This window comes from Phaeobacter inhibens DSM 16374, from assembly GCF_000473105.1.
Lineage (GTDB): Bacteria > Pseudomonadota > Alphaproteobacteria > Rhodobacterales > Rhodobacteraceae > Phaeobacter > Phaeobacter inhibens.
This window is the reverse complement of record NZ_KI421498.1, coordinates 1,364,161-1,389,795: the sequence shown is the minus strand read 5'-3', so window position 1 is coordinate 1,389,795 and position 25,635 is coordinate 1,364,161. Positions and strand designations below refer to the sequence as shown.

General features: G+C 62.8%; 25 protein-coding genes and 1 tRNA gene. 15 read left to right on the top strand and 11 right to left on the bottom strand.

Annotated features, from left to right (window positions below):
* Window positions 1–108 precede the first annotated feature (108 nt).
* Both INHI_RS0110335 and INHI_RS0110330 read left to right on the top strand, forming a co-directional pair.
* Window positions 109–1,335 (top strand): FAD-dependent monooxygenase, encoded by a 1,227-nt coding sequence (locus INHI_RS0110335; protein WP_014879644.1) that lies wholly within the window; start codon window positions 109–111, stop codon window positions 1,333–1,335.
* Window positions 1,336–1,560: 225 nt separating this feature from the next.
* Window positions 1,561–1,767, top strand: a complete 207-nt coding sequence (locus tag INHI_RS0110330) for a cold-shock protein (protein ID WP_014874221.1) — start codon at window positions 1,561–1,563, stop codon at window positions 1,765–1,767.
* Between the two features lie 206 nt (window positions 1,768–1,973).
* Here INHI_RS0110330 and xth read toward each other — a convergent pair whose 3' ends face one another.
* A complete protein-coding gene (xth, locus tag INHI_RS0110325; protein WP_014874222.1) occupies window positions 1,974–2,780 on the bottom strand; it encodes an exodeoxyribonuclease III in 807 nt (268 codons plus the stop codon).
* A 386-nt stretch (window positions 2,781–3,166) separates the two neighbouring features.
* On the opposite strand from xth, the gene INHI_RS20480 reads away from it, so the two are divergent.
* A complete protein-coding gene (locus tag INHI_RS20480; RefSeq protein ID WP_036767288.1) occupies window positions 3,167–3,403 on the top strand; it encodes a DUF6749 family protein in 237 nt (78 codons plus the stop codon).
* 71 nt (window positions 3,404–3,474) lie between these two features.
* Window positions 3,475–4,734 carry a DUF6902 family protein gene (locus tag INHI_RS0110315; protein ID WP_027247593.1) on the top strand — a complete coding sequence of 420 codons (1,260 nt, stop codon included), beginning with the start codon at window positions 3,475–3,477 and terminating at the stop codon, window positions 4,732–4,734.
* 16 nt (window positions 4,735–4,750) lie between these two features.
* On the opposite strand, the gene INHI_RS0110310 is transcribed toward INHI_RS0110315, so the two are convergent.
* Complete coding sequence (locus INHI_RS0110310) at window positions 4,751–5,269, bottom strand: DUF421 domain-containing protein (protein ID WP_014879647.1); 519 nt, start codon at window positions 5,267–5,269, stop codon at window positions 4,751–4,753.
* Window positions 5,270–5,473: 204 nt separating this feature from the next.
* The gene (locus INHI_RS0110305; protein WP_014874225.1) at window positions 5,474–5,797 is read right to left on the bottom strand and encodes a HesB/IscA family protein; all 324 of its coding nucleotides are present in this window, start codon (window positions 5,795–5,797) and stop codon (window positions 5,474–5,476) included.
* A gap of 99 nt (window positions 5,798–5,896) precedes the next feature.
* Between INHI_RS0110305 and INHI_RS0110300 the strand changes: the two genes are divergently transcribed.
* The 8 genes from INHI_RS0110300 (at window position 5,897) to INHI_RS0110260 (ending at window position 13,831) form a co-directional block, all read left to right on the top strand.
* Complete coding sequence (locus INHI_RS0110300) at window positions 5,897–7,078, top strand: deoxyguanosinetriphosphate triphosphohydrolase (protein WP_027247592.1); 1,182 nt, start codon at window positions 5,897–5,899, stop codon at window positions 7,076–7,078.
* Between the two features lie 136 nt (window positions 7,079–7,214).
* Window positions 7,215–7,514, top strand: a complete 300-nt coding sequence (locus INHI_RS0110295) for a YciI family protein (RefSeq protein ID WP_254656869.1) — start codon at window positions 7,215–7,217, stop codon at window positions 7,512–7,514.
* A 165-nt stretch (window positions 7,515–7,679) separates the two neighbouring features.
* Window positions 7,680–9,425: an arginine--tRNA ligase gene (gene argS / locus INHI_RS0110285; protein WP_014879649.1), complete on the top strand. Its 1,746-nt coding sequence runs from the start codon at window positions 7,680–7,682 to the stop codon at window positions 9,423–9,425.
* A 92-nt stretch (window positions 9,426–9,517) separates the two neighbouring features.
* Window positions 9,518–10,900, top strand: a complete 1,383-nt coding sequence (locus INHI_RS0110280) for an SPOR domain-containing protein (protein ID WP_027247591.1) — start codon at window positions 9,518–9,520, stop codon at window positions 10,898–10,900.
* 164 nt (window positions 10,901–11,064) lie between these two features.
* A complete protein-coding gene (nagZ, locus tag INHI_RS0110275) occupies window positions 11,065–12,069 on the top strand; it encodes a beta-N-acetylhexosaminidase (protein WP_027247590.1) in 1,005 nt (334 codons plus the stop codon).
* The gene (locus tag INHI_RS0110270; protein ID WP_014874231.1) at window positions 12,062–12,853 is read left to right on the top strand and encodes a segregation and condensation protein A; all 792 of its coding nucleotides are present in this window, start codon (window positions 12,062–12,064) and stop codon (window positions 12,851–12,853) included. The genes nagZ and INHI_RS0110270 overlap by 8 nt, the downstream gene beginning before the upstream one ends.
* Complete coding sequence (gene scpB, locus INHI_RS0110265; protein WP_014874232.1) at window positions 12,853–13,515, top strand: SMC-Scp complex subunit ScpB; 663 nt, start codon at window positions 12,853–12,855, stop codon at window positions 13,513–13,515. The genes INHI_RS0110270 and scpB overlap by 1 nt, the downstream gene beginning before the upstream one ends.
* A gap of 103 nt (window positions 13,516–13,618) precedes the next feature.
* Window positions 13,619–13,831, top strand: a complete 213-nt coding sequence (locus tag INHI_RS0110260) for a hypothetical protein (RefSeq protein WP_027247589.1) — start codon at window positions 13,619–13,621, stop codon at window positions 13,829–13,831.
* Window positions 13,832–13,854: 23 nt separating this feature from the next.
* On the opposite strand, the gene INHI_RS0110255 is transcribed toward INHI_RS0110260, so the two are convergent.
* The 8 genes from INHI_RS0110255 to INHI_RS0110220 form a co-directional block, all read right to left on the bottom strand.
* Window positions 13,855–14,964 (bottom strand): 2'-deoxycytidine 5'-triphosphate deaminase, encoded by a 1,110-nt coding sequence (locus tag INHI_RS0110255; protein ID WP_036767013.1) that lies wholly within the window; start codon window positions 14,962–14,964, stop codon window positions 13,855–13,857.
* 110 nt (window positions 14,965–15,074) lie between these two features.
* A tRNA-Pro gene (locus INHI_RS0110250) sits at window positions 15,075–15,151 on the bottom strand.
* Window positions 15,152–15,226: 75 nt separating this feature from the next.
* On the bottom strand, window positions 15,227–18,643 hold the full coding sequence (locus tag INHI_RS0110245; protein ID WP_027247587.1) for a MerR family transcriptional regulator: 3,417 nt from the start codon (window positions 18,641–18,643) through the stop codon (window positions 15,227–15,229).
* A 29-nt stretch (window positions 18,644–18,672) separates the two neighbouring features.
* Entirely contained in the window at window positions 18,673–18,975 is a 303-nt protein-coding gene (gene ihfA, locus INHI_RS0110240; RefSeq protein WP_014874236.1) for an integration host factor subunit alpha, read from the bottom strand.
* Window positions 18,976–19,094: 119 nt separating this feature from the next.
* Window positions 19,095–20,066, bottom strand: a complete 972-nt coding sequence (locus INHI_RS0110235) for a beta-ketoacyl-ACP synthase III (protein WP_014879656.1) — start codon at window positions 20,064–20,066, stop codon at window positions 19,095–19,097.
* 15 nt (window positions 20,067–20,081) lie between these two features.
* Window positions 20,082–21,206 carry a phosphate acyltransferase PlsX gene (gene plsX / locus INHI_RS0110230; RefSeq protein WP_027247586.1) on the bottom strand — a complete coding sequence of 375 codons (1,125 nt, stop codon included), beginning with the start codon at window positions 21,204–21,206 and terminating at the stop codon, window positions 20,082–20,084.
* 39 nt (window positions 21,207–21,245) lie between these two features.
* Window positions 21,246–21,452 (bottom strand): 50S ribosomal protein L32, encoded by a 207-nt coding sequence (gene rpmF, locus INHI_RS0110225; RefSeq protein ID WP_014874239.1) that lies wholly within the window; start codon window positions 21,450–21,452, stop codon window positions 21,246–21,248.
* Window positions 21,453–21,671: 219 nt separating this feature from the next.
* Window positions 21,672–22,217: a YceD family protein gene (locus INHI_RS0110220; protein WP_014874240.1), complete on the bottom strand. Its 546-nt coding sequence runs from the start codon at window positions 22,215–22,217 to the stop codon at window positions 21,672–21,674.
* An 87-nt stretch (window positions 22,218–22,304) separates the two neighbouring features.
* Between INHI_RS0110220 and INHI_RS0110215 the strand changes: the two genes are divergently transcribed.
* The 3 genes from INHI_RS0110215 to INHI_RS0110205 all read left to right on the top strand — a co-directional run bounded on the left by INHI_RS0110215 (window position 22,305) and on the right by INHI_RS0110205 (window position 25,605).
* Entirely contained in the window at window positions 22,305–22,772 is a 468-nt protein-coding gene (locus tag INHI_RS0110215) for an outer membrane protein assembly factor BamE (RefSeq protein ID WP_027247585.1), read from the top strand.
* Window positions 22,773–22,927: 155 nt separating this feature from the next.
* A complete protein-coding gene (locus tag INHI_RS0110210) occupies window positions 22,928–23,752 on the top strand; it encodes a GNAT family N-acetyltransferase (protein ID WP_027247584.1) in 825 nt (274 codons plus the stop codon).
* A gap of 41 nt (window positions 23,753–23,793) precedes the next feature.
* The gene (locus INHI_RS0110205) at window positions 23,794–25,605 is read left to right on the top strand and encodes an ABC-F family ATP-binding cassette domain-containing protein (RefSeq protein ID WP_169818170.1); all 1,812 of its coding nucleotides are present in this window, start codon (window positions 23,794–23,796) and stop codon (window positions 25,603–25,605) included.
* Window positions 25,606–25,635: the final 30 nt, after the last annotated feature.

The window sequence follows — 25,635 nt, the reverse complement described above, 5'->3', positions numbered from 1 at the left end:
TTGTAAAAAAAATCATAACGCCGGGGCCTGTTGCTCCGGCGTTTTTCGTTTATCTGGGGGTATCGCGCGGCCAGAACGGACCGGCCTGTGTGCAGATAGCGGGACAAGATGAGACTGACAGACCGAAAAATCACCATCATCGGTGCGGGCATTGGCGGGCTGGCGGCAGCGCTGGCCTTCAGTCGGCAGGGCGCAAAAGTCACGGTTCTCGAACAGGCAGAGGCGATCACCGAGGTGGGCGCCGGTCTGCAAATCAGTCCCAACGGTGTTGCGGTTCTGCGGGCGCTGGGGCTGGCGGATGATCTGGCCTGGAGCGCGCCGCGCGCCCGCGCTGTGGTCCTGCGCAGCCACCGGCGGGGCCGCGAGGTTCTGCGCCTCGATCTCGACCAATATGCGCCGGGGCAGAATTTCTACTTCGCGCACCGCGCTGATCTGATCAACCTCCTTGCCGATGCCGCGCGTCAAGCCGGGGTCAAGGTCCGCCTGCTGCAAAAGGTCGACCGCATCACCAGCGGTGCCCGCCCGGTGGTGCATCTGGCCAATGGCGCACAATGTAGCGGTGATCTGGTGATTGGTGCCGACGGGCTGCATTCCAAGGCGCGGGCGGCGCTGAATGGCGTTGCGACGCCTCGTTTCACCGGGCAGGTGGCCTGGCGCGCCACCGTGGCCAATCTGCACAATCACCCGGCCGAGGCGCAGGTCTTCATGGGGCCGGGCCGCCATCTGGTCACCTATCCGCTACGGGACAGCAGCCTGATGAATATTGTCGCTGTGCAGGAACGCAAGACCTGGGCGGAGGAAGGCTGGCATCACCGCGATGACCCGGAGGCGCTGCGCAGCGCCTTCACGGGGTTTGGTGGCGCCGCCGCCGATCTGTTGGCGCAGGTCGATCAGGTGGCCCTCTGGGGGCTGTTTCGCCATCCGGTTGCGGAGGTCTGGCATCAGGGCAGCCTCGCGATTATGGGCGATGCCGCGCATCCCACCCTGCCGTTCATGGCGCAGGGGGCAAATCTCGCGCTTGAGGACGCCTGGGTTCTGGTTGATGCCCTGCGCACCGCCAGCAGTGACGAAGAGGGGCTTGCCGCCTATCAGCAGCGCCGCCGCAGCCGCGCCGCCAAAGTGGTGGATGCCGCCACCGGAAATGCCTGGAAATACCACCTGCGCCAGCCGCTCGCCTGGCCCGCGCATCAGATCCTGCGCCTCGGCGGGCGGCTCGCCCCACAGCGCATGGTGCAACAATTCGACTGGATCTATGGCCACGACGTCACCGGCGGCACCCCGGCCCCGACCGGCAACGATCCCGGCGCAGGCGGTCCCATCACCACGCTGGCCTAAGCAGCGCCGCGCAAGGTCGCGCTTTGGGCGGATGTGTGCCTTGTCACCGACTTGTTCACTCGATGAGCAACAGTTGGCGCTTGCTTAGTTGGTCAAAGATGGCTAAGGGTATCGAGTTACGTTATCTCTATCGACTTTTCTGCTCCTAACGGCTCAGCGATGCGATCTTGCACTGACTGGCCGAGCTGCCGCATTCCGCGGGTGGCATAATCAAGGAGACTTACGATGGCTAATGGCACCGTAAAATGGTTCAACTCTACTAAAGGTTTTGGTTTTATCGCCCCCGAGGGTGGTAGCAGAGATGTGTTCGTGCATATCTCAGCGCTTGAGCGCGCAGGCCTGACCACATTGAATGACGACCAGAAAGTCACATTCGACATCGAAGCCGGTCGTGATGGCCGCGAAAGCGCAGCCAACCTGGCTCTCGCATAAGCTTTTGCCCCTTCGGGGGTATCTGCTGAGATGATATTCGGGCGCATCGGAAACGATGCGCCCTTTGTTGTTTGTGCACAGGTTGTTTGTGCAGAGATGATATTGTTGCGGACCTGAAGGGGTCCGGCTGATATCAGCCGCCCGTGCGCCAGCGCGGCTGGATCCGATCCACTAGGACCCGGCGCTCAGACACCGGCCTTATCCGCCTATAGGTCCAGATCAACCCAGACCGGCACGTGATCGGACGGCTTGTCGCGGCCGCGCACATCCTTGTCGATCTGGCAATCACGCAGCAGGTCGGCGGCTTGTGGGCTCAGCAGGAAATGGTCGATGCGGATGCCATTGTTGCGGTTCCAGGCACCTGCCTGATAATCCCAGAACGAATAATGTCCCGGCCCCTGATGGCGGGCGCGGAACGCTTCGGTAAAGCCAAGCGCCACGATCCGCTGAAACGCCGCCCGGCTTTCGGGGCGGTGCAGCGCGTCGTCTTTCCAGGCGTCAGGCGTCTTGGCATCTTCGGCTTGCGGAATGATATTGTAATCCCCGGCCATCAGGGCGGGCATTTCCTCGGCCAGCAGATCTTTTGCCCGCTGCCGCAGCCGCTCCATCCAAGCCAGCTTATAGGCGTATTTGCCGCCTTCGACCGGCCGGCCCTCCGCGTCCAGCTCAACCGGATTGCCATTGGGCAGATACAGCCCGCAGATGCGGATCGCCTGTTTGCCCACCACTGTCGCCTCGATCCAGCGCGCCTGTTCGTCGCTGTCATCCCCCGGCAGGCCGCGGCGCACGTCCTCCAGCGGCAATTTCGACAGGATCGCCACCCCGTTAAAGCTCTTCTGGCCATGGGTTTCGACATTGTAGCCCCGGTCCTCGAACAGCTCGCGCGGGAAGGCCTCGTCGACGGATTTGATCTCCTGCAGCACCACCACATCGGGCTGCGCCTCATCCAGCCATTCGGGCAACGCGTTGATACGGGCCTTGATGCCATTGATGTTGAACGTGGCGATTTTCATATCCGGTCTCCTGCCTCTGTGGCCCGGGGTGGGGCGCTTGATCTATCGCTCAATCCGGGCGAGGGGGCAAGGGCGCCGGCGGCGCAGTGCCGAATCATCGCCATCGAAAAAGCGGCATATCGCAAAGCCGTGCGACACCCGATTTGCAGCGCTGCAAGGGGGCAGGCGGGCGATCTGTTCGGGCTTTGTATGGCTGGGGGTGTGGACAGCTCTGTGGTTATCCTGTGCAGAAGCCGCTTATTTGCTGGCTGAACAGAAGACTGCCGCGCAAAGCTCATCGGTTGTACCATCGTAAAAACAACCAAAAGGCGTGCTTTCGTGTTGTCGGGCAGGCATTCCGTGTCAATCGTCGATGGGTGTTTTTCACCTGAAACGGGAGACGATCCATGACCACATCCACACAGCGCCGCCAGACCGTGGCACCGCAATTGACAACGCCGGAAGCTGACCTTCACAGCGGCCATGGGGCCGAGCTGTTCTCCTCCGGCTCGCTCAATCACGACAGCCGCGGCGACATGGTCGAAGGCGCCGGAACCTCGCTGTTTTCCTCTGGCTCGGCGCCTCGCGCCGACCGCGCCACTGTCAGCGGTGCTGCAACCGGTCTGTTCTCTTCCGGCAGCTGAGCTTCGGCGATCCGACCTTCCAGATTTGCGCCCTGCAACCGGGGCGCAAACCCCGCATTGGTGTAAGATCCATGACTGTCATCCTGCCGTTCACACGTCCCGCAGCGGGCGACCGCAAAGACCGCCGCGCCGACATCGGCACGGTGTCCAGCCATCAGCCCCCGACTGGACCGGGGTCCTCTGTGGCTGGTCCCGTAGCCCCGTGGGTCGAGAGCTTTGCCCGCCACCGGCGGTCGCCTCAGGATGTCTATTGGCTGAAGGAGAACGCAGAGCTGCTGAGCCTCCTTCGGGTGATGCAGCAGCGGGTTGGGGGAGGCGCGGGCGCAGGGGATTTTCGGGATGAGGCAGCCCTGTCTCCCCTGCGCCCATTCTACGAGCGCGCCGCACGGCAGCTGCGGTTTTTCCCACAATACTATCGGTTTATCCTGTCGATCTGTCTCGATTACGAGGACCTGATCGGAACCGGTTGCCTTGGCTCCGACACCCGCGCGGCTGAGCTGGCGCATTGGGTGGCCCACCAGGGGCTGGTCGAGGCGGAGATGTCAGACCTGCAACGGGCCGAGGCACGGCAGCTTTTGGCGCGACGCGGCATCGCGGTGCCGGTGGATCCGGGGCTTGATGACAGGCTGCGCCGGTTTGCCCGCCGCAGCCAGACCTTCGCCATCCCCAATCGCAAGGCCGCTTATGAACTGACCCATATCGTGTTCTACCTCTCAGACTACGGTCGCCGCGATCCGGGGCTGGACGGCGAGGTACAGCGCGGCCTGACCTATGCGGGGCTTCTGGCCTGCCTTGATCAGGATCTGGATCTGCTGTCTGAAATCTGCATCGCGCTGCGCTACTGCGGTGTCACGCCGCCGCCCCTGTGGGAGCAGGCGCTGGCGCGCGCCGCAGGGGGCTTTGTCATCACGCCAGACGGGTTTGACGGGCATGTGGACGGCTATCATGCGTATTTCGTCACACTATGGTGGCAGCAGATAAGCGCACCGGGGGAGCCGCTGCTGGGGGCGGATACTGGCCGCTTACAAGCCGGGGGTGGGAGGGCAATCCATATCGCCGCCCCGCCCGTGCATAGCCTGCTGCGCCCATTGTCGCTCTGGTTGATGGAGGATGGTGACGATGCCCAGCGGTCAGCTGCAGACCATTGGCGTGCAGCTCTTACGTATCTGACCGAGTGGCAAGGTCAGGAGGCGGCAGACCAGTTGCTCAAACTGAAGCTGAGCACGCCTGAGTTTGGGGATTTCTGGCAAATATTCAGCAGGCGGGGTAAGGCCCTGCACCAGACCCGCCGCATCACGTCCGATGGCATCAGCTTGACGGGTCACACCTAATAAGTGGGGGCGTCTTTCAGGAGGGCACCTCAACCCCCACAATCAGCCGGGTTTCCAGGCTGTCACCGTGCAGCACGGAAATGTCGCCGGTGGTTTCCAGTACCACAGCGCGCACCTGCGAAAATGACAGCACATTTGCCTCGCGAAGCTTGGCCAGCAGATCATCCTCAGAGACCCGTGTCGCTGCAAGCGCGCTCTGCAGGATATCTCCGTCACGCATCAGCATGACCGGCGTGTTCTGCACGGCGGCTTTGAATTTCTCCGAGGATTGTCGCAACCGGGCCACGAGGTACTGTACGCAAAGCAATATCGCGATGGACAGCGCCGATTGCCCAAAAGAGGTCCAAGACGTCGCCTGACTCGCTCCGGCCAGAAGGGAACCGATGGCCACTGTCACAACAAAATCAAATGCAGTCATTTTTGAGAAGGCACGCAGGCCCACCAGCCGCACCACCACGATCACCCAGATGATCGCTATGGATGACAGGACTGCAGATCTTAACAGAAAATCAGTCAGTATATTTTCGACAAACACCGCGCACCTCTATAGCTGGGGTCGGACTCTGGTCGGCGCGCCCGTTGAAATCGCGAAGCGGCGAGGTCAGATCCATCTCTGGCGGATACTGTCGGCTAACACCCGTTCAGTGGCAGAACGCGCGCTGTGTAGAAAAAGTTCCTGTCTGGCAGCGGTATAATGCCTGTGCGACCAAGGCCGCAGTGTCGCATGATCAAACAGCGGCTACATCGAAAACGAGGTGCCGCAACCGCAGCTGGAGGTGGCGTTGGGGTTGTTGATCACAAACCGCGCGCCGATCAGCTCTTCGGTGAAATCAATCACCGCGTTCTCCAGAAATGGCAGCGAAACCTCATCGACCACCACTTTCTGGCCCTGACCCTCAAGGATCAGATCATCCGCCTGCGGGGCATCCAGCGCAATCTCATACTGAAAGCCGGAACAGCCGCCGCCTTCAACCGCCACGCGCAGGGCCTGACCCTGATCGGCGGCACCAATTTCGGCCAGCCGGGCAAAGGCACGCTCGGTCACTTTTGGAGGCAATTGCATCTCTGGTCTCCCAATACGGTGATCACTGCCGTGTTGCAGCAGAGATCATAATATAGAAAGGTGACGCCACAGGGACAAGATTGACCGGGGAAAAGATTAGTGACCTACGCGCCTTACGCGACCATGCCGGACCGCAGCCGTGGTCGTCAGATCCCCGAGGAAGAAAGCAGCTTCCGCTCGCCCTATCAGCGGGACCGTGACCGGATTATTCACGCCAGCGCCTTTCGCAGGCTTAAGCACAAGACACAGGTTTTTGTCGAACATGAGGGCGACAATTATCGCACCCGTCTGACCCATTCGATCGAGGTGGGGCAGGTGGCCCGCACCATTGCAGGCGCGCTTGGTCTCAATCAGGAACTGACCGAGGCCGTGGCGCTGGCGCATGATCTGGGGCACACGCCCTTTGGTCACACCGGAGAGGATGCGCTGCACGCGCTGATGGCCCCCTACGGCGGCTTTGATCACAATGCGCAGGCCATTCGTATCGTCACCTCGCTGGAACGGCATTATGCCGAATTTGACGGGCTGAACCTCACCTGGGAAACGCTGGAAGCCATCGCCAAACACAATGGCCCGGTGGTGGGCGATCTGCCTTGGGCGCTGGCCGAATGCAACGCGGCGGTGGATCTGGAACTGCACACCCATGCCAGCGCCGAGGCACAGGTGGCAGCCTTGGCCGATGACATCGCCTATAACAATCACGATCTGCACGACGGCTTGCGCGCCGGATTGTTCACCGATGCGGATATCATGGAACTGCCGGTGATTGGTGCCGCCTATCATGCGGTGGACAGCCGCTATCCGGGCCTTGATGGACGACGTCGGCGGCACGAGGCGCTGCGCCGGGTCTTTGGTGTGATGGTCAGCGACGTGATCGACGGCGCCAGACGGCGCCTTGCCGCCAGTGGTGCGCGTAGTGTCGAGGATGTGCGCTCCCTCGGGGCGCCAGTGGTGGTGTTCTCCGATGCGCTCTGGGCCGACCTGAAGGAAATCCGCGCCTTTCTCTTCACCCGCATGTACCGCGCGCCCAGCGTGATGCGCAAACGCGCCGAGGTCTCCAAGGTGGTGGAGGCGCTGTTTCCGTATTTCCTCAACCACCCTGAGGAAATGCCCGCCCGCTGGCAGGGGGATATCGCCGCCGCCGCAGGTGAAACCGCGCTGGCCCGGATCGTGTCGGACTATATCGCAGGCATGACCGACCGTTTTGCATTGCAGGAACACCGTCGCCTGTACCCGGCTGAGGCCGCCGCCGCTGCTGCCGACCTGCAAGCCGGGCAATAGGCGCGGGCTGCGCTGCGACTGGCGGTAACGCTGACGCCAACTGGCACTATCCTGAGGCAGGTCGGATGCGGTTTCATGGGGCAGACGCCCAGAACCGCAATCGCAGATGCAAGAGGCCGCCATGGCAAGAAATGGCATGACGCATTGGACCGTGACCTTTCAGGATGCGCCGGAGATGGCGCGGATCCGCGCGGATCGCCCGCGCCGGGATGCTCATATCGCCTTTGTACGCGCCCATCCCGAATTGCAGATCGGCGGCGCATTGGCGATGCGGCCCGAGCAGGACTTTCCGGGAGCGATCTGGAATGTCGAGGCGGCAAGCCGCGATGAGGTCGAGCGTCTGATTCTGCGTGATCCCTACTATGTCGCCTCGCTGCGCCGGTATCAGATCACCAGATGGGGCCGTCTCCCGGCCCGTGACGTACCGGTGGCCTGACCTGCCGCGCCTCGGCGCGCATATCGCGTAACCTTGCCCCCTCTTGCGCGGAAAATTGAAATTTTCCGGGGCGCCTCCGCCGCTGATCGTGATGGGGCCTGCAATCCTGTTGACCCTGCCGCTGGCCCTCGGTATCCGCAACGGTGAACAGATGGGACGCCAGACATGAACCTCTTTACCGATATCCGCTCGCTCGTGCTTGACTGCCTTACTGCAATGGTGGACGAGGGCACGCTGCCCGAAGGGCTCGATTTTGCTAATGTCGCGGTAGAGCCGCCGCGCGATGCGGCGCATGGGGATATGGCGACCAACGCCGCCATGGTGCTGGCCAAACCCGCCAAGATGAAACCCCGTGATATTGCCGATGCGCTGGCAGGGAAACTGGCCGCGGACGCGCGCGTCACCTCTGCCGAGGTGGCAGGCCCGGGTTTCCTCAACCTGCGTCTGGACCGCAGCAGCTGGCAGTCGGTGCTGGGGGCCGTTCTGGCGGAGGATATCAAATTCGGCCGTTCCGACCTTGGCGCGGGCAAACGGGTGAATGTGGAATATGTCTCCGCCAACCCAACCGGGCCCCTACACGTGGGCCACACCCGTGGTGCGGTCTTTGGGGACGCGCTGGCCAGCCTCTTGGATTTTGTCGGCTATGACGTCACCCGTGAATATTACATCAACGATGGTGGCGGTCAGGTTGATGTGCTGGCGCGCTCTGTCTACCTGCGCTACCTGGAGGCCCACGGCCAGGAGGTCGCCTTTGTCGATGGCACATACCCCGGTGACTATCTCGTCCCGGTCGGTCAGGCGCTGAAGGACAAGGTCGGTGATGCCTATGTGAACCAGCCGGAGGATGTCTGGCTGGAAGAGATCCGCAATTTTGCCACCGATGCGATGATGGATCTGATCCGCGCCGATCTGGCCTCGCTGGGCATCCAGATGGACAAGTTCTTCTCCGAAAAGTCGCTCTACGGCACTGGCCTGATCGAATCCGCGCTCAAGAGCCTGGACGACAAGGGGCTGATCTATGAAGGCGTTCTGGAGCCGCCGAAGGGCAAGAAGCCCGACGACTGGGAGCCACGCGAACAGACCCTGTTCAAATCCACCGAACATGGTGATGATGTTGACCGCCCGGTGAAGAAATCCGATGGCGCCTGGACCTATTTCGCGCCGGATATCGCCTATCACTACGACAAGGTCGAACGTGGCTTTGACATGCTGATCGATATCTTCGGGGCCGATCACGGCGGCTATGTGAAGCGGATGAAGGCGGCGGTTTCGGCGCTGTCCGATGGCCGTGTGCCGCTGGATATCAAGCTGTGCCAGCTGGTGAAGCTGTTCAAGGACGGTCAGGAATTCAAGATGTCCAAACGTGCAGGGACCTTTGTTACCCTGCGCGACGTAGTGGATGCCGTTGGCCCGGATGTGACCCGTTTCATGCTGCTGACCCGCAAAAACGATCAGGGCTTCGACTTCGACCTTGATAAGGCGCTGGAGCAGTCCAAGGACAATCCGGTGTTCTACGTTCAATATGCCAATGCGCGGATCTGCTCGACCCTGCGCAAGGCGGCAGAGGCGGGGATCACCACCGATGATGCAACCCTCGCAGCCGCAGACCTGACGCTGTTGCAGGATGACGCCCAGTTGACCGTCGCCAAAAAGCTCGCGGAATGGCCGCGTCTGGTGGAAATCGCTGCCCGGACCAACGAACCCCATCGCGTGGCTTTCTACCTCTACGATCTCGCATCGGAACTGCACGGGCTCTACCACCTCGGCAAAACCAACGAAGGTTTACGTTTTGTTAACGAGAGCAACCCATCTGCAACACATGCGAAAATGGCGCTGGCCAAGGCCGTTTCCATTGTCATTTCCGCCGGTCTTGGTATTCTTGGGGTCACACCGGCGCAGGAGATGCGATAGCTAAAATCGCCCAGGCCGCCGGATCGAGGCAGATCATCAAGTAGAAACCCGGGGCGGCGCATCGCGCGTCGTATGCGGGCAGTGAGGCGGAAATGGCGTATTTTACGCAGGCAGGTCACGGCCAGTCGTATTCCAATGGAGGGGACCGTTCTTCGGACCCCGCCACAGAAACGCAAGGGATCCGGCAGGAGCCGTCTTTCGCCGATGCGCATCTGCGGGACCCCGTTGCCCAATCCCCCTATCCGCAGCCGGAACACCCCTTCGGCCATGATCCGCAGACACCGGTCGCGCGCCCGCAGGCCGCAGCAGGGTATGCGCAGCAGCCGCAAGCGGGTGGCTATTTCGCACAACATCAGCCTCAGACGCCAGCGCAGGGTTATAGCCCCTATCAGCAGGCAGCCCCCACCTATGGTGACCCCGCAGAGGACGCCTATAGCGGTCCGGGCACCGATCAGGGGCACCGCTACGACGACTATGGATTTGCCCCCGAACCCGCGGGCACAGGTCGCGCAGGGCTGGCGAAGGCGTTTAGCGCCCTTGGCGCCGTGGCGTCGCTGGCGCTGGTCGCAGGCATCGGTCTCTGGGGCTATCAGCTGATTTCGCGCGACGTGAGCGGCGTGCCCGTGGTGCGCGCTGTCGAAGGTCCGCTGCGGGTGCAGCCCGATAACCCGGGTGGCCTGCCCGCCGATCATCAGGGCCTTGCGGTCAATGCCGTTGCTGCCAACGGCAATGTCGAAAGCCCCGCCGACCGTCTGACGCTTGCACCCGAAGATGTGGCGCTGACCGAGGATGATCAGCCCATGCAGGCGGCCCTCACAACAGACACCTCTGGCGCCGGGCGGGAACGCCCTTCCGCGCCTGACACCTCCGATCTCTCGACTGAGGCGGTGGCGGCCTATCAGGGCGGCGACATCGACGCACTGGTGGCAGAGCTGACCGACGGTGTCACCCCATTGGGGCAGGATGCGCTCAACGGGGCCGAACAGCTCTCTGCCGCTGCTGCTGCGCCAAACACCGCCCCGGCGATTGTGCAGCCGGAACCCTTGCAACCGGTGAGCATCGCCGCCGTCGCCCCGGCGCCGAACGCGGCCCTGCGCAACGCCCCCGGTGTGCGTGTTTCGCTGCGTCCCGCAGCGCGCCCGGCGCGGTTCTCTCCCAGCCGCTCGGTCGCGGCGACCCCTGCTGCGCGCACCACTCAGGACGTCTCGCCCGACAGTCTGCCCGCAGGCACCCGGCTGGCCCAGCTTGGCGCCTACGAAAGCGCTGAGGTCGCCCGCGCCGAATGGGATCGCATCCACGGTCGTTTTGCCGACTATCTGGAAGGCAAGAAACGGGTGATCCAGAAGGCCGAAAGCGGCGGTCGCACCTTCTATCGCCTGCGCGCGATGGGCTTTGCCGACCTCTCCGATGCGCGCCGTTTCTGCTCCGCTCTGGTGGCAGGCAACGCCGACTGTATCCCCGTGACCACCCGCTAGGGCACCACCCGTCAGGACATGGGGCCTCCCCCGACACCTCTGCGCCCGGCCCAGCCGGGCGTTTGTCGTTTACCATCCGGCAAACTGCTGCCAGTTTGCCCCATCCGACCATGGCGCCGCCCGCGACACTGGTGTATCAGCGCCCCAGCACAAAGAGGACCGCTATGCGTTACGGAGCCACCATATTAGATGCCGAAGGCCTGCGTCTCAGCGCCGCCGAAAAGGCGCTGTTCGCCCGCGCCAACCCTTTTGGCTTTATCCTGTTTGCCCGCAATATCGACAGTGCCGAACAGACCCGTGCGCTTTGCAATGACCTGCGCGAGGCGGTGGGACGTGACTGTCTGATCACCATCGACCAGGAGGGCGGCCGGGTGCAGCGTCTGCGCCCGCCGCTGGCGCGCCAATGGCAGCCAGCGCTGGATCACGCGTCTGTTGCGGGGGCGGGTGCAACCCGCGCCATGTATCTGCGCGCGCGGTTGATTGCGGATGAATTGCGCGATCTCGGCATCGACAGCAACTGCGCGCCGCTGGCGGATGTGGCGGGCGAGGGGACGCATCCCTTCCTCAAAAACCGCTGCTATGGCACCGATCTGACCACCGTCGTCACCCGCGCCCGCGCCACGGCTGAAGGGCTGTTGGACGGCGGCGTTGTACCGGTGGTGAAACACATCCCCGGCCATGGTCGTGCCAGCATGGATAGCCACCATGATCTCCCCCGGATCACCGCCTCTCTCGCCGATCTGGCGCGGGAGGATTTCGCCGCTTTTGCCGCGCTGAACGATCTGCCGATGGGGATGACAGCCCATCTGGTATACGAGACACTCGACAGCGAACCCGCCACTTTGTCATCCCGTATCATGCAGATGATCCGTTCGGACATCGGCTTTGACGGGTTGATTATGAGCGACGATATCTCGATGAAGGCGCTGCAAGGCACAGCCGCAGACATTGCCCGCGACACCATCGCGGCCGGCTGCGATGTGGTCCTGTTCTGTAACGCCCCGCTGGACGACCGCGCCGCCGTGGCGGAGGCCGCTGGCGAGATGACCGACGCCGCACAGGCACGCGCCGAGCGCGCCGAAGCCGCCCGCCGCACGCCCGCCGCGCTTGACATACCCACGGCCGAGGCCGAACTATCAGCCCTCATGGGCGGACAGGTATATGGCTGACACTCTGTTTGACGACGACGCGCTCAGCGTCGAGGACCGGCTCGCGGCCGAAGCATTGATCGTGGACGTTGACGGCTACGAGGGGCCGCTTGACGTGCTGTTGTCGCTGTCGCGCACGCAAAAGGTCGATCTGCGCCGCATTTCTGTGTTGGAACTGGCCCGCCAGTATCTCAGCTTTGTGGAGAAGGCGCATGAGCTGCGCATTGAACTGGCTGCGGATTATCTGGTGATGGCGGCCTGGCTCGCCTATCTGAAATCCCGCCTGCTGCTGCCGCCCGACCCGACGGAGGAAGGCCCCTCCGGTGAGGAACTGGCCGCGCATCTGGCCTTCCAGCTGGAGCGTTTGCAGGCCATGCGCGACAGCGCGGCGCGGTTGATGGCCCGCGATCAGCTGGGCCGCAACTTCTTTGCCCGGGGCCAGAGCGAGGATGTGACCCGCATCCGCACCGTTAGCTATTCGGCCAATCTGCTGGATCTGATGCAGGCCTATGCCCGCATCCGCACGCGGGACGACTTCCGCCCCTTTGTGCTGGACCGCGAGGCAATCTTCACCATGGAGGCGGCGCTGGACCGGATGCGTCACCTGATCGGCTACACCGGCAGCTGGACTGATATGCTCACCTATCTGCCCGAAGGCTGGCACTCCGACCCGATGAAACGCCGCTCCGCCACTGCCTCCACCTTTGCCGCCTCGCTGCAGCTGGTGAAAGAAGGCCATCTGGAGCTGCGCCAGAGCGAGACCTATGCGCCCATTCAGCTGCGCATTCGTGACAAGGATACCTGATGGACGACCACAGCCAGAACACCGTTGCGGAGGAAACCCAGACCCTGTTTGAGGCGCCCCCGATGGCCGAACAGGAACGCATGGTTGAGGCGGTGCTGTTTGCCAGCGCCGAACCGGTGACTGTCCGCGATCTTGAGGCGCGGATGCCGCACGGCTGCGAGCCGGGCACCGCGATGGAGCACCTGCGCAAACGGTACGAAGGACGCGGCGTCAATATCGTGCGCGTCGGCGATGCCTGGGCGCTGCGCACCGCCTCTGACCTCGGCTTTCTGATGCAGAAGGAAACGGTTGAGACCCGCAAACTCTCGCGCGCGGCCATCGAAACCCTTGCGATCATTGCCTATCACCAGCCCGTCACCCGCGCCGAAATCGAAGAGGTGCGCGGCGTGTCAGTGTCGCGGGGCACCATCGACCAGCTGCTGGAAATGGACTGGATCCGCCTTGGCCGCCGCAAGATGACACCGGGACGCCCGGTGACCTTTGTGGTGACGCCGGTGTTCCTCGATCATTTCGGGTTGGAAAGCGCGCGTGATCTCCCCGGCCTCAAGGAACTGCGCGCCGCGGGCCTGTTGGAAAACCGCCCGCCACCGGGCAGCCTGCCCATGGGCGGACGCAGCGACAGCGACGAGGTGGAAGAACAGCCCGAACTCTTTGGCGATTGAGGGCCACCGGGGAAAGACGCCCTAAATCCGCCGCATAGACGCGCGACACTAACGCGGCCAGGCTGGTCCGGCGATCCCGATTTGGTGCGAAGGAGACAGGCAGATGAACATCGAGCGGATACTGAACATGATCCTGCGCCGTCTTGTGGGCCGCGCGGTGAACGCAGGCGTCAATGCCGGGATCAAGGCCGTCTCAAAACGTGGCAAGGGGCAGGGTGCAGGCAAGGGGCAGGACTCGCGCCCGCTTCCTCAGGATGAGGCCGCAGCTCAGAAAGCCCGCCTGATGCGCCGCAATGCCCGACCGCCCCGGTTTTAACAGCCATCCCTCAGACGCAGGGATCAGCTGGTTTTGAAGTGCTTTGACAGCTTCAGCCCCTGACCCTGATAGTTCGACGCAATATCAATACCATACAGCTGCTCTGGCACTTCCGACATCCGCTCATAGACCAGCCGCCCCACGACCTGCCCATGCTCCAGCACAAAAGGCGCATCATGGCAGCGCACTTCCAGCACTCCACGCGATCCGGCCCCGCCAGCGGCAGCATAGCCAAACCCGGGATCAAAGAAGCCCGCGTAATGCACCCGGAATTCGCCCACCATCGCCAGATAGGGCGCCATTTCGGCAGCGTAATCCGGCGGGATGGCAATCGCCTCGCGGCTCACCAGAATGTAGAACGCACCGGGATCCAGAATGATCTGACCCTTGGTGGTGCGCACCTCTTCCCAATACTCCGCCGGATCGTAATGGCCCAGTTTCGACAGATCGACCACACCTGTGTGATGTTTGGCGCGGTATCCCACCAGATCGCCCCGCTCGGGCCGCAGATCGACGGAGAAACCCAGACCGTCGGAGATCACCGGATCACCAGACACAATCGGCGTCGCCTCATGGACTGCGCGCAGGTCTGCGTCACTGAGGAATGTGCGCCCCTGACGAAAGATGATCTGCGTCAGCAACTGCCCCGGCTGCACCACAACAGAAAAGCTCTGCGGGCAGATTTCCGCATAAAGCGGCCCGTCATAGCCATCCGGCACCCGGTCGAACTCCACTCCCTGATCGGTGATCACCCGCGTCATCACATCCAGCCGTCCGATGGAGGATTTGGCACTGGCGGCGGCCGTCATCCCCTCGGGCAGGCGAATGCGTTCCATCAGCGGCACCACATAGACGCAGCCTTTTTCCAGCACCGCACCGCCGGTCAGCGCCACCCGGTGCATGGTCAGATCCTCCAGCCGCTCTGCAACCGTGCGTCCCAGTCCGGGCAGAAACGAGGCCCGAACGCGGTAGGCGCAGTCACTCAGCCGCAGATCAAGGCTCGCAGGCTGGATCTGATCGTTGAGTATCGGAGAGGAGGCCGCAATCGCAGCCCCGGTGATCATCTGCCGGATCTGCCGGTCCGACAGCACACCCTGTGTCAGGCTGCTGCTCGTCTGTCCCTCAGATGTCATCCCATCCTCCCAACGCTTTATTATCAATACCTTGCACGAAAGGCAGATACAAAAACACCCACCCCAGATAGGGGCGGGCGTTTTTTAGCCCCTTGCGAGGCGGGGTATTTTGGTCGGGCTAGCAGGACTCGAACCTGCGACCTTCCGTCCCCCAGACGGACGCGCTACCAGGCTGCGCTATAGCCCGTTGCGCTGGTTTCTACCCGTTTTTCCGGCAGGGGCAAGCGAAAAAACCAGTTTACTTCGCCCCGCTGTCAAGTTTCTAGGCCGCCCCCTGATGCGCGCGCAATCTCTCGACGCAGGCCCGCACCTCCGCCATGTGATCGGCAGGCAGGTGCTCTACACCCGCCAGTCGCGTCAGTACGCCTGACGCCTGCGGGGCCTGCGGCTCCGCCTCATCTGGGATCTCAATCACCAGCGGTTTCGGATCTGCTGGCGCGCTTTCGCCGACCTCCTCAGCGACTGGGGACTCCGCCGGGGGCTCCGCCTCCGCCGGATCCGCCGCGACCAGCTCCGGGTCGATGAGGTCCGGGGTTCCCAGATCTGGGAGGCCCAAATCCGTGTCAGCGGTGTTCTGATCATGGGCGTCGGCCTCAAGCGGGGCAGGCTCAGTCAGATCGACGTCTGCCAGTTCGGATAGATCCTGTTCTGGTATATCCTGCGCTGTTTCGGGCATTTCAAATGCCGCCGCCGGGGCCACCTCAGGGGGATCCGTTTCTTGCAAGCCGGCCTCTGGCAAGTCGGCTTCTGGCAAGTCGACCTCTGGCAAGTCGACCTCTGGCAGATCGCTTTGTGGCGCGGCCACCATCTCCTCGGCGGCGACCTCCTCCGCGACCTCTGGGCTGCCCGCCTGTGGCAGTGGGGCAGGTGTCGGAACCGTCTCTGTCAGTTCGGCAGGCGCTCCAAGCTCGGCCGGCTCCGCCAGCTCCATCGGTTCACCCAGTTCGGCAGGGGCTGACAGCTCCAGCGTCTCAGCCGTGACATCTGTCGCCTCTTCGCCGACTGGTTCGGCAGAAGGCTCCGGCAGAGCGGCGTCTGCCGCGTCGTCCAGATCCGGAACCAACGGCTCAGGCACAGACTGCTCCGGCTCCACTGGCTCTGGCTCGGGTAGCGGGGTCTCTTCGGTCACTGGGGTATCCAGAAGATCGTCCGAGACCGCAGGCGCAGACATGACCGGGTCGCTGACCATCGTTTCGTCCAGCGCCGGCGCATCCAGATCCAAGGCATCAGCTGTCACTGCGCTGACGTCAGCCATCTCCGGCAACGCCGCTGCCTCAGTCAGATCCGGTTCATCAACATGCGGCTCTGGTGTCTCTGCCGCCTGCATCGGCGCATCGGACAGTGGCTCCGGCATCGCGGCCACATCGGCAAAAGCCAGCGGATTGTCCTCGGGTGAGGGGGCCTCATCCTCGTCGGCCAGATCATTGTCCAGCTGATCATCCGGATGGGCATCGGCGGCCTCCGGGGCAACCGACAGCAGATCCTCTGCTGCGGGTGCCGCCTCAGCAGCCGTCCCCAATGGGTCATTTTCCGGATCGGAGAGCGATTCGGGCAGCGGCTCTCCCAGAGGCGCCACACCTTGCTCCGGCATCGTCATATCGGCAAGGGCGGGGTCACTGTCCAGCGCCTCAACCACCGGAGCAGGGCTGTCGCCCTGATCAAAAACCACTGGGTCCTGTGTGCTGCCTGTGGATGCGGCACCGGGGTCGATGGTGTCAAATCTCGGGGCATCAGGAGCCGACGTCTCCGGTTCGGAAACCTGCGGCATCGCCACCTCGACCGTCTCGGTCGCGTCATGCAGGGCGGCAGTTGGTGCGGACTCCGTCTCAGGATCTGCGATCAGATCCGGCGTTTGGGGGGCAACAGCCCCCGCAGCGATCACCGGCTCATCCATGGCTGGCCCGTCCGGGCCATCCTCATCGCTCCAGGGAGAGGCGCTCTCGACGTCGATCTCCTCGACCGATGCCACAGTCTCTGCGCTTGTCTCCACCGCTGCCACACTGTCGAGGTTCGGCTCAGAAATCGGCTCAGCCCCAACCTCCACGGCCTCAACTTCGATAGAGTCGACCTCCGAAGGTGCGACCGAGGCGACGGTCTCCGTCGCAGGGGTCATCAGCTCTGCCGCATCGGGGGCAACATCGATGTCCTCTGCCGGAATCAGGATCTCGGCTTCATCGGGCAGGGCTGCGGTTTCACTGCTTTCTGGCGCAGTCTCGGATATTCCCTCGGGCACATCAGGTGCTGCGTCCCACAGCTGGCCTTGTTCCGCAGCAGGAGTCTCAAGGTTTGTTTCGATATCAACGTCTTGGCTGATCTCAACCGGGGCGGTGACATCACCCTCGCTTGCAGTGGCCTTAGCATCTGGCGCTTGATCGGCGTTCTCCAGGGGCAGACCCGGCTGGGCTGCCATCGCGGGACCCTCCGGCGGGGTCTCCGGTTCTGGGGTAGCCGTATCGGCCATCGCGGCACCCATTGGAGCGGGGGGCGTGGCTGAGGTCACAGGTGGGGCGGTTTCAGGCGAGGCGGTTACAGGCGCTGCTATCGGCGCCGCTGGTGGCGTTGCAGATGCGGCCGTCGCATCGCCGGGGGGAACATCCGTGCTGCCACCCTCCGGTGTTTCACCTATTATACCGCCCGCTGGCACTGACGTGGCAGGTATTGCTGTTTCGCTGGTGGCCGAGGCTGGCGGGTGAAGTGACCCGGTCTGAGACACCGCAGTGCCGATTGGATCGGCAGCCATGGGCGCATCAAACCCCGGCTGCGGAGCTGCGGTGCTCGGCTCCTGTGGGATTTCGTCCTGCGGAATGTCGGCTTGCGGCTTGTCAGCGATGGTTGGCGCGGGCGCGGCTGGTGTTGGTGTTGGTGTTGGTGTTGGTGTTGCGGCGGGCGTGGAGATTCTGTCCTGAGGCACAACGGGTACCTCTGCCTGCGGCGAAGCCGACGGTGCAAGGCCAGTTGGGGCTGGTGCGGTAGATGTCGGGGACGTCGAGGCGGGCGCAGTGCTTGGGACGCTGGAAACACCGGAAACGGTAGGGGCAGCCGCAGTAGGCGCCGCAGGAGCAGCGGCGGCCGGTGCCGCCGCAACGGTGGAGGCAGCAGGGCCCCCTGCGTTTTCGGACGGCGCGACATTTACCGGCTCAGCTTGTGTCTGATCTATCGGTGTCGGCGCGGCCTGTGACAGCTCTGCCGGGGCCGGGGTTTCTAACGTCGGTGCGGATTCTGCAGGCGCGGCCAGCGGCGGTTCGGTGGCGGCGGGCGCCTCTTGCGGGGCTGCATCTGCCGGAACATCCGCCTCGACAGGGGCCTCGGCCGCGATGATCTCCTCAGACGGGCTTACCTCCGCCTCAATCACCATCTCACCATCGGAGGGAGCCGGATCGGTGACCTCGGGCTCTGCGGCGGGGGGATTTCCGGCACCCATGGCGGCAACATGCGCGGGACCATGCTCGCGCAACAGCGCCTGCACATCCTTGATGGACAGCCCCTTGTCGTGCAGCAGAGTCTTGATGCTGCCCAGCAATTCAACATCGGCAGGCCGATAGTACCGGCGTCCGCCTGCGCGTTTGACCGGTTTGATCTGGGTGAACTTGCTTTCCCAGAAACGCAAGACATGCGCCTGGATCCCCAGCCACTCCGCAACTTCGCTGATGGTGCGGAAGGCGTCTGGTGATTTTGACATCGCGTGGTGTGTCCCGTGGTTACTGACCGTTATTTACGGTTCCCGTCTGCCACCCGGTCCTTCATCAAATGCGATGGTCGAAAGGTCAAAACGCGACGAGGCTGAATGGGCACCTCTTCGCCAGTCTTCGGGTTTCGCCCCACGCGGGCGGATTTATCGCGCACGCTGAACGTCCCGAAGGAAGAAATTTTGACCTGTTCCCCACGGACCAGGGCGTCAGACATATGCTGAAGCAGGCTTTCCACCAGCTGCGCGCTTTCGTTGCGCGACAGGCCAACCTCGCGGAAGACCGCTTCACTCAAATCCATTCGTGTTAGTGTTTTTTCGCCCATGACTATCCCCGCTGTTTGTCGAAGCATAGGGCGGGGGGAATTTCCCTGTCAATATCAATGAATTGCATCGGGGAGTTCGACCGGTAAAATCGTACACCTTCTGAGCGATGCCTTGCCGCTTACCAGCGCAGCACCACCGATCCCCAGGCCAAACCGCCACCAATCGCCTCGGTGACCACCAGATCGCCCTGTTTGATCTGACCACGGGCTTTGCCCACAGAAAGCGCCAGCGGGATCGATGCGGCGGAGGTATTGCCGTGATCCTGCACGGTCACCACGACCTTCTCCATCGGCAGCCCCATCTTCTTGGCGGTGCCCTGAATGATGCGGATATTGGCCTGATGCGGCACGATCCAGTCCACGTCACTCGCGCCAAGGCCGGCACGTTCCAGCGCGGTATGGGCGGTAGAGGCCAGTTTTTCGACGGCATGGCGGAACACCTGATTGCCCTGCATCCGCAGATGGCCGGTGTTCTGGGTCGACACACCTCCGTCCACATAAAGCAGATCTTTGTAGCGCCCGTCCGAATTCAGATCGGTTGCCAGAATGCCACGATCATCGCTGGTGCCCGCGCTGTCCTGCGCTTCCAGCACCAGGGCACCGGCCCCGTCGCCAAACAGCACGCAGGTGGAGCGGTCGGTCCAGTCCATGATCCTGCTGAAGGTCTCGGCCCCGATCACCAGCACCTTGCTGGCCTGACCGGAGGCGACCAGCGCATTGGCATTGCTCAGCGCGTAGACAAACCCGGCGCAGACCGCCTGCACATCAAAGGCAAAGCCGCGGGTCATGCCCAGCTGGGCCTGCACCATGGTGGCAGCAGAGGGAAAGGTGAGATCGGCGGTAGAGGTGGCCACCACGATGGCGTCGATATCCTCGGCGGTCATACCCGCATCGGCGAGCGCATTTTGCGCGGCCTTGGTGGCCATCATGGAGGTGGTCTCACCCTCGGCGGCGAAATGGCGGCGCTCAATCCCGGAGCGGCTGCGAATCCATTCGTCTGTGGTGTCTAGCGTGGCTTCGAATTCCGCGTTTTCGACCACGCGTTCAGGGAGATAATGCCCGGTCCCGACAATTACTGCGCGTCGCGTCATTCTATGGCCTGCCTTTTAGTCTTTTTTGGTGGGCGCCTGGTCGGTTGGGGTCTCGTCCATTTGCGCTGGTTTATCTTGGGTAAGCGCCACAGAGGATGCAACCCGTGCCGCCAGTTTTTCTGCAAACCCCTGCTGGGCAAGACGGAAGGCCAGTTTGACCGCCGCCGAGACTCCGGTGGCATCCGCGCCGCCGTGGGATTTCACCACGGTGCCATTCAGACCAAGGAACACGCCACCATTGACCCGGCGCGGATCCAGCCGTTTGGAGAGCCGCTTCAGCGAGGTCATCGCCAGCAGTGCGGCAATCTTGGACAGGAAGGAATATTCAAACGCCTCACGCAGCGCGACGCGCATCAGGCTGGCGGTGCCTTCGCCAGTCTTGATCGCCACATTGCCGGTGAACCCGTCGGTGACAATCACATCGGCGGTATCGCCGGGGATATCGCTGCCTTCAACGAAACCGACGAAATCAAAGCTGCCGTTTTCGGAATGATCCGAGATCAGCCCATAGGCCTCTTTCAGATCGGCATGGCCCTTGTGCTCTTCGGTGCCGACATTCAGCAGACCGACGCGGGGGCGGGGGATATCCATCGAATTGCGCACATAAGAAGTGCCCATCAAGGCGTATTGCAACAGATCCTGCGCATCGGCGCGGACATCGGCGCCGACGTCCAGCATCACGTTGAACCCCTGCGGATTGCGTGAGGGCCAGAGAATCGCAATGGCCGGACGGTTCACGCCGGGCAGCTTGCGCAGGCGCAGCATCGACAGCGCCATCAGCGCGCCGGTGTTGCCGCAGGACACGGCGCCGGCGGCTTCGCCCTGTTTGACCGATTCCAGGGCCGACCACATGGAGGTGCCCTTGCCGTTGCGCATCACCTGGGAGGGCTTGTCCTCCATGGTGACCACATCCTGCGCGTCGCGAAATTCCACGCGTCCGTTAAGGATGCGTTTCTTTGCGACCAGCGGTTTCAGCTGATCTTCGGGACCATGCAGAATGAACCCCAGATCGGGGTTCTTGTCGGCGGACATGGCAATGCCGGCCACCACAACTGCGGGGCCGGCATCTCCGCCCATGGCGTCAACCGAAATGACTATGCGGCCGGCATTCTTCTGCATCTGATCGGGTTTACCCGCCATGAAAAGGCCTGCCTGACATAAGTCTGGGTCAGACGCGGCTTAGGCCGCGTCTTCGTCCATGTCGATCTCGTCAGCGGCTGCGACGATTTCTTTCTCGTCGTAGTGGCCGCAGGAGGGGCAAACGTGGTGCGGGCGCTTCAGTTCGCCGCAATTGCCGCATTCGTTCGGGTTTGCAGCAACCAGTGCATCGTGCGCGCGGCGGTTGTTGCGACGCGACTTGGATACTTTGTTCTGTTGGACAGCCATGTCTCAACCTTTGTCACTTGGGGCCTTGGGGCTGTCCCCGCGGCGCGTTTCACATTCAATGTTTCGATCGGTCTGCCGAGCGTTTAGGCCGCAGCCTTGCCGATGTCCAACCAAAATTCCGATGAGCGCGCGAAAATACTGCGAATTGACGCTGGCGCAAGTGGTTTTTTGGCCGGTCAGCGCAGGAACACCAATCGGAATCGTCTGGTGGTCCTCTTTTCAGTCTTCGCCGCCGCCGTCAAGCTGATCGCGCAGGGCCGCCAGTCCGGCAAAGGGCTTTGTGTCCTCGTCCCGCATGGGGGCAACACCCGGTTCGGCATGCACCGATTCTCCCAGCGAGACGCCGTCTTTGCGGGGGTATTGCGGCAGCGCCAGTGCCAGCGCCTCCACCATGACCTCCTGCGGGGAGATATGGCTGCCAAGTGGTTCGCTGGTGTCATCTTCCGGCATTTCCACCTCTTCCTCGCTGTCGGGATGCACCATCCCGGCGATGAAGCTGCGGCGCACCTTCTGGTCGATGCGGGTGGTGACAGGATCCAGCGTCACCACGCAGGGCTGCACCACGGTGGCCCCCAGATCACCCACCAGTTCCCAGTCGCGTTTGCCCAGGGCACGGATCTCTCCGGCAAAGCGCAGTTTGCGCAGATCATCGATGCCAAGGTCCTGCGCCAAAGCTTTCAGAACATCGACTTCAGGGCGCAGCTCAAAGGTCGTTGCGCGGTTTTGGGGTAGGTCAGCGACGCGAAAAGCGGTGCTCTCAGACATTTGGGGGACTTTCGTTTCTTGAACCGGAGGCTCGGTTTAGGTAATCCGGTTCAAAGGCGTATTCAAGCCGGGGGGCAAGAGAGTAGCATGACATCCAAATGTATGAGGTCGCTGAAGGCGGCGACAAGGGTCACGGTTCTCTTGGTTGCGGGGCTCGCGGTCAGTGGCTGCGCGATGTATCGCAAACATGGATATGTCCCCAGCGAGGAACTGCTCTCCGAGGTGGTTGTGGGCGTTGATACCAAGGACAGCGTGGCTGAAACCGTTGGTGTGCCGGCGGCAGAGGGCGTGCTGACCGATGGCGGATATTACTACGTCTCTACCCTGATGCGCCGTCGCGGCCCATCGGCGTCAAAGCCGGTCTCACGGGAATTGGTGGCGATCAATTTCAACGATCAGGGCGTGGTCACAGGCATCGAACGCTACGGTCTGGAGCAGGGCCGGGTGATTCCCCTGCAGCGCCGCGTGACCAGCTCCAACGTGCAGGACAAGACATTCCTGCGCCAGCTTCTGGGCAGCCTCGGCAACTTTGGTCCCGGTGGTCTGATCGAATGATGCGGCGGGCCTGATCGGCCTGCATATCTCATTCTGAAAAAGCCATCCCGATCCGGGGTGGCTTTCGTCATTTGGCTGAGATGTGATCCATGGTAGGCAGGCCCGAGTTGTTTGCGGCGCGATAGCCCGTGGTGTCTGTGGTTGGTGGAAGATCTGTGTTGCGTGATGTCTTGAGCCCAGTCGTGATCTCAGCCGGTGCCGAGCCTGAGGCTGAACCGGTGCTGAGCCGTGGTCGCTACCGTGTCCGCGTTATCGACGGGGCAGAGGGGGCATCTATCCATCCCGATCTGCAACATGCACAACACTTGCGTGGCCTGTGTTTTGGACGACAAGGGCCGGATGCAGAGGCGCTGGACACGCGCTGTCGGCATCTGCTGGTGGAGGATCAGGCCAGTGGTCGCTTGGTCTGTTGCTGCCGGTTGCTGCTCTTGCCGGATGGTGCGCATCTCGGGGTAAGCTACGCAGCGCAGCGCTATGATCTGACCCCGCTGCAGTCCCGGACTGACCCGCTGCTGGAGCTGGGGCGGTTTTGCATCCACCCCGATTGGCAGGATGCGGATATCCTGCGGCTCGCGTGGGGGGCGCTGACTGCGTTTGTTGATGATCATCGGGTGGAGCTGCTGTTTGGCTGCTCGTCCTTTCAGGGGGTTGATCCGGCGGCTTATTCTCAGGCACTGGGCCTGCTGCGCCTGCGTCATCAGGCCCCGCCGGGGCAGGGCGTCGGAGTGCGTGCGGCAGAGGTGCTGGAGCTGACCGCGATGGATCTGCCTCGCGTGGACGGCAAACAGGCGTTGCAGCAGATGCCGCCCTTGCTGCGCACTTATCTGATGATGGGCGGCTGGGTCAGCGACCATGCGGTGATCGACCGCGATCTGGACACGCTGCATCTGTTTACCGCTGTGGAGATCGCGGCCATTCCCGCCGCGCGCAAACGTCTGTTGCGCGCTGTTGCCGGTGGCTTCGACAGTCATGGGGCCTGACAGCCGTTGACCTGCCCCGCGCCCCGGTTTAGCTGGCTCCTATGGCACGTATTCCTCTTTTACAGATGTCCGGTATCTCCCTCACCTTTGGGGGCGATCCGGTGTTCGCGGATCTTGATCTGGTGGTGCAACCCGGCGACCGGGTGGCGCTGGTCGGGCGCAACGGATCGGGCAAATCCACCCTGATGAAGGTGATGGCCGGTCTGGTCGAGGCCGACAAAGGCTCACTGGTGGTGCCGCCGGGTAAATCCGTCGGCTATATGGAGCAGGACCCGCAGATGACCGGGTTTGCCACGCTGGGCGATTTTGCGGCATCCGAGCTGGATCCCGGCGAGATGTACAAGGTGGAGCGTGCAGGCGAGGGGCTGAAGTTTGACCCTGCCCGCCCTGTGGCGACGGCCTCCGGCGGGGAAAAACGCCGCGCGGCGCTGGCCAAGCTGATGGCTGAGGCACCGGATCTGATGCTGTTGGACGAGCCGACCAACCATCTGGATATCGAGGCGATCACCTGGCTTGAGAATGAGCTGAAATCGACCCGCGCCGCCTTTGTGCTGATCTCGCACGACCGGGCGTTCCTGCGGGCCCTGACCCGCGCGACGCTGTGGGTGGACCGGGGGCAGGTGCGCCGTCAGGAAAAGGGGTTTGATGCCTTTGAGGCCTGGCGCGACAAGATCTGGGAGGAAGAGGATCAGCAGCGCCATAAGCTGAACCGGCTGATCAAATCCGAAAGCCGCTGGGCGGTGGAGGGGATTTCCGCCCGCCGCAAACGCAATATGGGCCGGGTGCGCGCGCTTCAGGATCTGAAATCTGAGCGGTCCAGCCAGATCAAACGTCAGGGTACCGCTGAGCTGGCACTGGACGCAGGCCCGAAATCGGGCCGCAAGGTGATTGAGGCCGAAGGGCTGATGAAATCCTACGGCGATAAGGCGATTGTGCGGGACTTCTCAATCAAGGTGCAGCGCGGTGATCGCGTTGCCTTTGTCGGGCCGAATGGGGCAGGCAAGACCACGCTGTTGAAGATGCTGCTGGGGCTGGAACAGCCCGATGAGGGCCATGTGCAGATGGGCACCAATCTGGAGCTGGCGCTGTTTGATCAGACCCGTGACCAGCTGGACGGCAATGCCAGTCTCTGGGAAAACCTGACCTCGGATCCGCTTCTGGGGATTTCCGGCAAGGCAGATCAGGTGATGGTCCGGGGGCAGCCGAAACATGTGGTCGGCTATCTGAAGGAATTCCTGTTCGACGAGGCGCAGGCCCGCGCGCCGGTGCGGTCCCTGTCCGGGGGCGAGAAGGCGCGTCTGCTGCTGGCGCGGTTGATGGCGCGGCAGAGCAACCTGCTGGTGCTGGACGAACCGACCAATGATCTGGATGTCGAAACACTGGATCTGTTGCAGGAACTCCTGGACAGCTACGATGGCACGGTTCTGCTGGTGAGTCACGACCGGGATTTTCTGGACCGCGTTGCCACCACCACCATCGCCATGGAAGGCGGCGGCGGGGCCACGGCCTATGCTGGCGGCTGGAGTGACTATCTGGCCCAGCGTGCCCCGGTTGAAGGTGCCGCAGAGAAGGCTGAGAAAGCCAAGGCCGCCAAGCCGAAACCCAAACAGGAAGCGCAGCCCAAGGAGGGTCTGAGCTTTAAGGAAAAACACCGGCTGGAAGCGCTGCCCGGAGAGATCGAGCGGCTGGAGGCGGAGATCGCCAAATTGCAGCAGCTGATGGCCGATCCGGAGCTGTTCACCCGTGAGCCAGTGAAGTTCCAGAAGGCCACCGATGCGCTGGTGGAGCGGCAGGAGAAACTCTCCGCCGCTGAGGAAGAATGGCTGGAGCTGGAAGAGAAATCCGCAGGCTGAAGCCCCTCTGATTTTTCGGTAAGCAGGGCT

Bases quoted from the DNA above. Each gene is read 5' to 3' on its own strand.
- INHI_RS0110335 (WP_014879644.1), top strand. From the start codon at position 109: ATGAGACTGACAGACCGAAAAATCACCATCATCGGTGCGGGCATTGGC.
- INHI_RS0110330 (WP_014874221.1), top strand. From the start codon at position 1,561: ATGGCTAATGGCACCGTAAAATGGTTCAACTCTACTAAAGGTTTTGGT.
- xth (WP_014874222.1), bottom strand. From the start codon at position 2,780: ATGAAAATCGCCACGTTCAACATCAATGGCATCAAGGCCCGTATCAAC.
- INHI_RS20480 (WP_036767288.1), top strand. From the start codon at position 3,167: ATGACCACATCCACACAGCGCCGCCAGACCGTGGCACCGCAATTGACA.
- INHI_RS0110315 (WP_027247593.1), top strand. From the start codon at position 3,475: ATGACTGTCATCCTGCCGTTCACACGTCCCGCAGCGGGCGACCGCAAA.
- INHI_RS0110305 (WP_014874225.1), bottom strand. From the start codon at position 5,797: ATGCAATTGCCTCCAAAAGTGACCGAGCGTGCCTTTGCCCGGCTGGCC.
- INHI_RS0110295 (WP_254656869.1), top strand. From the start codon at position 7,215: ATGACGCATTGGACCGTGACCTTTCAGGATGCGCCGGAGATGGCGCGG.
- argS (WP_014879649.1), top strand. From the start codon at position 7,680: ATGAACCTCTTTACCGATATCCGCTCGCTCGTGCTTGACTGCCTTACT.
- INHI_RS0110280 (WP_027247591.1), top strand. From the start codon at position 9,518: ATGGCGTATTTTACGCAGGCAGGTCACGGCCAGTCGTATTCCAATGGA.
- nagZ (WP_027247590.1), top strand. From the start codon at position 11,065: ATGCGTTACGGAGCCACCATATTAGATGCCGAAGGCCTGCGTCTCAGC.
- INHI_RS0110270 (WP_014874231.1), top strand. From the start codon at position 12,062: ATGGCTGACACTCTGTTTGACGACGACGCGCTCAGCGTCGAGGACCGG.
- scpB (WP_014874232.1), top strand. From the start codon at position 12,853: ATGGACGACCACAGCCAGAACACCGTTGCGGAGGAAACCCAGACCCTG.
- INHI_RS0110260 (WP_027247589.1), top strand. From the start codon at position 13,619: ATGAACATCGAGCGGATACTGAACATGATCCTGCGCCGTCTTGTGGGC.
- INHI_RS0110255 (WP_036767013.1), bottom strand. From the start codon at position 14,964: ATGACATCTGAGGGACAGACGAGCAGCAGCCTGACACAGGGTGTGCTG.
- INHI_RS0110245 (WP_027247587.1), bottom strand. From the start codon at position 18,643: ATGTCAAAATCACCAGACGCCTTCCGCACCATCAGCGAAGTTGCGGAG.
- ihfA (WP_014874236.1), bottom strand. From the start codon at position 18,975: ATGGGCGAAAAAACACTAACACGAATGGATTTGAGTGAAGCGGTCTTC.
- INHI_RS0110235 (WP_014879656.1), bottom strand. From the start codon at position 20,066: ATGACGCGACGCGCAGTAATTGTCGGGACCGGGCATTATCTCCCTGAA.
- plsX (WP_027247586.1), bottom strand. From the start codon at position 21,206: ATGGCGGGTAAACCCGATCAGATGCAGAAGAATGCCGGCCGCATAGTC.
- rpmF (WP_014874239.1), bottom strand. From the start codon at position 21,452: ATGGCTGTCCAACAGAACAAAGTATCCAAGTCGCGTCGCAACAACCGC.
- INHI_RS0110220 (WP_014874240.1), bottom strand. From the start codon at position 22,217: ATGTCTGAGAGCACCGCTTTTCGCGTCGCTGACCTACCCCAAAACCGC.
- INHI_RS0110215 (WP_027247585.1), top strand. From the start codon at position 22,305: ATGACATCCAAATGTATGAGGTCGCTGAAGGCGGCGACAAGGGTCACG.
- INHI_RS0110205 (WP_169818170.1), top strand. From the start codon at position 23,794: ATGGCACGTATTCCTCTTTTACAGATGTCCGGTATCTCCCTCACCTTT.